General features: G+C 66.2%; 4 protein-coding genes and 2 pseudogenes. 4 read left to right on the forward strand and 2 right to left on the reverse strand.

Translation table 11 applies throughout. The features are described 5' to 3' along the window. A pseudogene (locus tag GSF22_RS31830) lies at nucleotides 1–185 on the forward strand (IS5 family transposase); the annotation flags it as partial. A 6-nt stretch (nucleotides 186–191) separates the two neighbouring features. On the opposite strand, the gene GSF22_RS36195 reads toward GSF22_RS31830, so the two are convergent. Further along, nucleotides 192–488 carry a hypothetical protein gene (locus GSF22_RS36195; RefSeq protein ID WP_439957834.1) on the reverse strand — a complete coding sequence of 99 codons (297 nt, stop codon included), beginning with the start codon at nucleotides 486–488 and terminating at the stop codon, nucleotides 192–194. On the opposite strand from GSF22_RS36195, the gene GSF22_RS36200 reads away from it, so the two are divergent. Continuing rightward, nucleotides 381–680 carry a hypothetical protein gene (locus GSF22_RS36200; RefSeq protein ID WP_244454518.1) on the forward strand — a complete coding sequence of 100 codons (300 nt, stop codon included), beginning with the start codon at nucleotides 381–383 and terminating at the stop codon, nucleotides 678–680. The genes GSF22_RS36195 and GSF22_RS36200 overlap by 108 nt on opposite strands. Before the next feature lie 153 nt (nucleotides 681–833). Beyond that, a complete protein-coding gene (locus tag GSF22_RS31840) occupies nucleotides 834–1,256 on the forward strand; it encodes an NUDIX domain-containing protein (protein WP_208817617.1) in 423 nt (140 codons plus the stop codon). Nucleotides 1,257–1,283: 27 nt separating this feature from the next. Here GSF22_RS31840 and GSF22_RS31845 read toward each other — a convergent pair whose 3' ends face one another. After that, a complete protein-coding gene (locus tag GSF22_RS31845) occupies nucleotides 1,284–2,279 on the reverse strand; it encodes a hypothetical protein (RefSeq protein ID WP_208817618.1) in 996 nt (331 codons plus the stop codon). 1,122 nt (nucleotides 2,280–3,401) lie between these two features. On the opposite strand from GSF22_RS31845, the pseudogene GSF22_RS31850 reads away from it, so the two are divergent. Then, nucleotides 3,402–3,703 (forward strand): annotated as a pseudogene (locus tag GSF22_RS31850) (BTAD domain-containing putative transcriptional regulator); the annotation flags it as partial.

Raw genomic sequence — 3,703 nt, forward strand, 5'->3', positions numbered from 1 at the left:
AAGCCAAGGGCAGCCGCGGCGGACGCCCACCGAAGTTCGACCCAGACCTCTACCGGAAGCGACACGCCGTCGAGAACGGCATCAACAGGCTCAAGCGCCACCGCGGCGTGGCCACCCGCTACGACAAACTGGCCGTCCGGTTCCAGGCCGTCCTGACCATCACCATCATCTGCGAATGGCTCTGACCGGGCTTATGAAACACGCCTTAGCCAGCAACAACGCGGTGACCTTCGCCGACAAGGGCTACCGAGGCACCTGCGGCACCATCCGGACCCGTTCAAACGCTGCCGCATCCGCATGCCCCATCGGCAGAAGTCCGTCAACCGACACCACGCCAAGATCCGAGCCCTCGGCGAACGGACTGTCTCCACGCTCAGGACGTGGAAGACCTCGTCGTCGACTACCACGTGCACCGCCCGCTGGTGGGCGACCTCGATCATCTTCGGACTGACGTCCACGCCAATCACGGCGCGGCCTCGCATCGCCATGCCGAGCCCGAGCGAGCCCGGTCCTGTCCCCAGGTCCAGCACCGGGCCACCCGGGTCGAGACCAGCGACGAGGTCGACGAACACCTCGGGATGCGGTGGACGATAGACCGAGTAGCCCTCCTCCGTGCCCGCGAACAGCGTCGCGGGCGCGTCATACCGCATGAGTTGTCCCTCAGATCGATGGGTCAGTAGGCACCGGCGCGGTCGGAGGGCCCCAACAACCACTCCGACGACGATGAGCACCGCTGCATCCGCAATCATCTACACCAGGCATGACCGGACACCCGGCGCCTTCAGGAACTGACCTGACAGGGAACTCCCCATGTCACATGGAAAGATCGAGACATGCAGGCCGCAGGAATCTTGCTCGTACGCCCAGACGGCTCCATGCTGCTGCAGCTACGCGACGAACACGCGCCCACCGACGCGAACCGCTGGGGCATTCCGGGCGGACTGGTCAACCCCGGCGAGACACCAGAAGACGCCGCACGACGCGAACTGCGCGAAGAAACCGGCCTCACCATCGACGCCGAACTGACCCTCTTCTGGTCAGGCACCACCGCCGACCGAAGACTCACCGCCTACGTGTACTGCACCACCACCAACGCCAACCCCGAAGACATCGTGACAGGCGAAGGTCAGGCCATGAAGTTCGTACCCGCAGAAGAAGTACCGACCCTCGACCTGGCCGACAACGCCGCACCCGTCCTACGCAGCTTCATATCCTCGGAACACTTCCGGCAGCTCGCGCCGGCCGCGCTGCTCTAGCGATCGCCATCGACCGTAGACAAAACGTCACAACTCCGAGGTGTGGGCTGCGCCGGCTAGCCGGTCGAGGCTCGTGTAGCGCTGCCCCAACGTCCAGGCCCAGGCCTTGCCCGTCTCGGTCTTCGTATTGTTGACGATGGGCGCACCGAGACGGACGGTGTCATGGTGGTCCGGTGGCGTCAGGAGCACGACACCGTGCGGAGCGCTTTCGGCGCGGACCCCGTCCGCGAGCATGCGTCGAATTACGGTGGCCAGCGCTTCCTTGCCGTCGGCCGCGTACCGGGCAGTGATGTCCTTGGTGAACACAACCTTCGGTACCCATTCAATGATCTTCGGGACGATGGCCTGGATCTGCCCTTTGTAGTAGAAGCCGAAGTGGGTAAGGCCTTCCCGGAACGATCTGTTCGGCTGGCAGACGTAGGCCGCGTACTCCAGGTATTCACCCCACGCCGCCCGAGCCGCGACCACCACGGTGTCGTCACTTGTGAGCAGCCCGTCAGCCTCATAGAGTGCCACCAACTCGGTCAACAGGAACCTCGTCTGCTCACCGATCAGACGGGCGGTGTCCGCAAGCAGGGCACGGACGGCCTCGGCGAGGCTCAGAAACGACAGCCACACGATCCGGTCCCGCACGGACGCGTCCACGCCGTCCAGCACATCGAACCAGGTCGGCTGCGCGGGGTCGGGGGTGAGCACGAACAGCCTTGCGTCCGGATCGCCTATCAGCTGCTTTGAGTGGTTGCGTACCTGGTCCCGGCCATGCCCTTCGGCTGCGTATCCACCCCGAGTCGTCTTGGTCTCGAACCACCAGGTGAACCGGGCTGAAATCCGCGCATCCGGTACCGAGTCGTCGTTGAACACCTGGTTCTCGAAGGTGACGGCGCGCAGCTCTTCTCCGATACCGCTGGCGTTCTCAAGTAGCTCCTGCACGAGAGCGAGGTCGATCCGCTCGAAGACCGCAATAGTCGACGACGTGACGCGGTTCTCGCCGCTGCGGTAGGTGGAAAACAAGGGGCTCGGCATGACGGGGAGCGTACTGGGTGCCCGATCTGCCTCCAACGTCTTCGACTCTCTATCAACACGAATGAGCGAGGAAGGAGAGGCGCTGGCTGCGCCGACAGTGAGAACGTTCGAACCGGCCACGACCTGTGGCCGTGCCTTGGCGCCGGGAATGTCAGACGCGAACCGCAGAAGTGCGTGTCGGACCGAGACTGTTCGCCGTGCACCCCGATGCTGCCCTGTTCGCGCGGGATGCCGCGCTTGGTCGCCGCAGCCTGCACGACGACCCGGCCGAGAAGGACGCCGTCCCTTTCGGTCAGGCTGGTCGGCTGCGGTTACCCACCCTCCACCAAGGCAGACGGCGAGATCGTCGGTACGTCCGACACGATGACGTCACCGTGGCTGTCGCCGCCGATCGCCACCGCCGACCCCGCTGGCATTCACCGGTCGCGTATCCGCCCCGGGCCAGCTCGGACGCGCCAAGTGAGCAGCCCAACCCAAGCCCTGCCGTGGTAAGGGCCACAGACGTCGGTCCGACGACAAGGACACCCACTTCTCGGCCAGGTCCAGTCCCTGTCCGGCCACACCGCCCCCGAACGGCGTAGCCGCCACGATCATCCTCAGTCGGCTCATAAAACGGTATCGCCGACGCGAGGCGTGCTCTCAGTTTTCAGAAGCGCCACCTCCGGTACCTCGCGTCAGGGCTGTGCCCGCTGCAGGAGTCGCCTCATGGGGGTGCCGAAGATCCGGGCAACGTTGACGAACACCAAGACACCACGTCCCCGGACGGGAGACCGCAGCGACGTCGCCTCGGTCAGTGAGGAAAGGAAGGGGCCGTGTCTGCCCGCCGTCCGCGCCCATTACCTCCACCCTGACGTTGCGGCGGCGCACCGGGCGCGACCCGAGCGGGAAGAAGACTCTGCTGCCAAGCCCGGCCGGATCCGACCGTCTCCGCCACCGACAGTACCGCTGAGCTGGGTTTGTAAGGCGGCGTAAGGCGGTGTGAGGTGCTGTCAGCCCGCCAACACTGTCCCGGCCGCATCCGGTGGCCATACCGTCGATGACATCCCCACCCCTTGTGGCCGCCCGGGCCCGGCGTCCCCGTTTCCCGGGCCGGCTCTCACGCCTGTCCGAAGGAGGTACCGCATGCTGCGTCGGTTGTCCGCGCTGGTTCGGGCTACGGCAGTGGCCGTCCTCGTGATCGGGGTACCCGCTGTCCTGGTACGCGTCGGCGGCGACGCTGTCCCGTCTCCCTCAACGGCCCTGCTGCGGGAGTGGATCCACGAACCGCTCACTCCCGGTTTCCTGGCCGTCGTCGGACTGGCCGCCGCGTGGTCGTTGTGGGCGCTGCTGGCCACCGCCGTCGCCGCCCGCGTCTACGCGTCGGCCCGCCGCCTGGCGCGTTGGCTGCCGGCGATCCACCTGCCCCGACCGTTGCAGGGCCTGAC

The sequence above is a fragment of the Micromonospora echinofusca genome (assembly GCF_017614955.1).
In the GTDB taxonomy this organism is placed as follows: Bacteria; Actinomycetota; Actinomycetes; order Mycobacteriales; family Micromonosporaceae; genus Micromonospora; species Micromonospora echinofusca_A.

Bases quoted from the DNA above. Each gene is read 5' to 3' on its own strand.
- GSF22_RS36195 (WP_439957834.1), bottom strand. From the start codon at position 488: ATGGCGATGCGAGGCCGCGCCGTGATTGGCGTGGACGTCAGTCCGAAG.
- GSF22_RS31840 (WP_208817617.1), top strand. From the start codon at position 834: ATGCAGGCCGCAGGAATCTTGCTCGTACGCCCAGACGGCTCCATGCTG.
- GSF22_RS31845 (WP_208817618.1), bottom strand. From the start codon at position 2,279: ATGCCGAGCCCCTTGTTTTCCACCTACCGCAGCGGCGAGAACCGCGTC.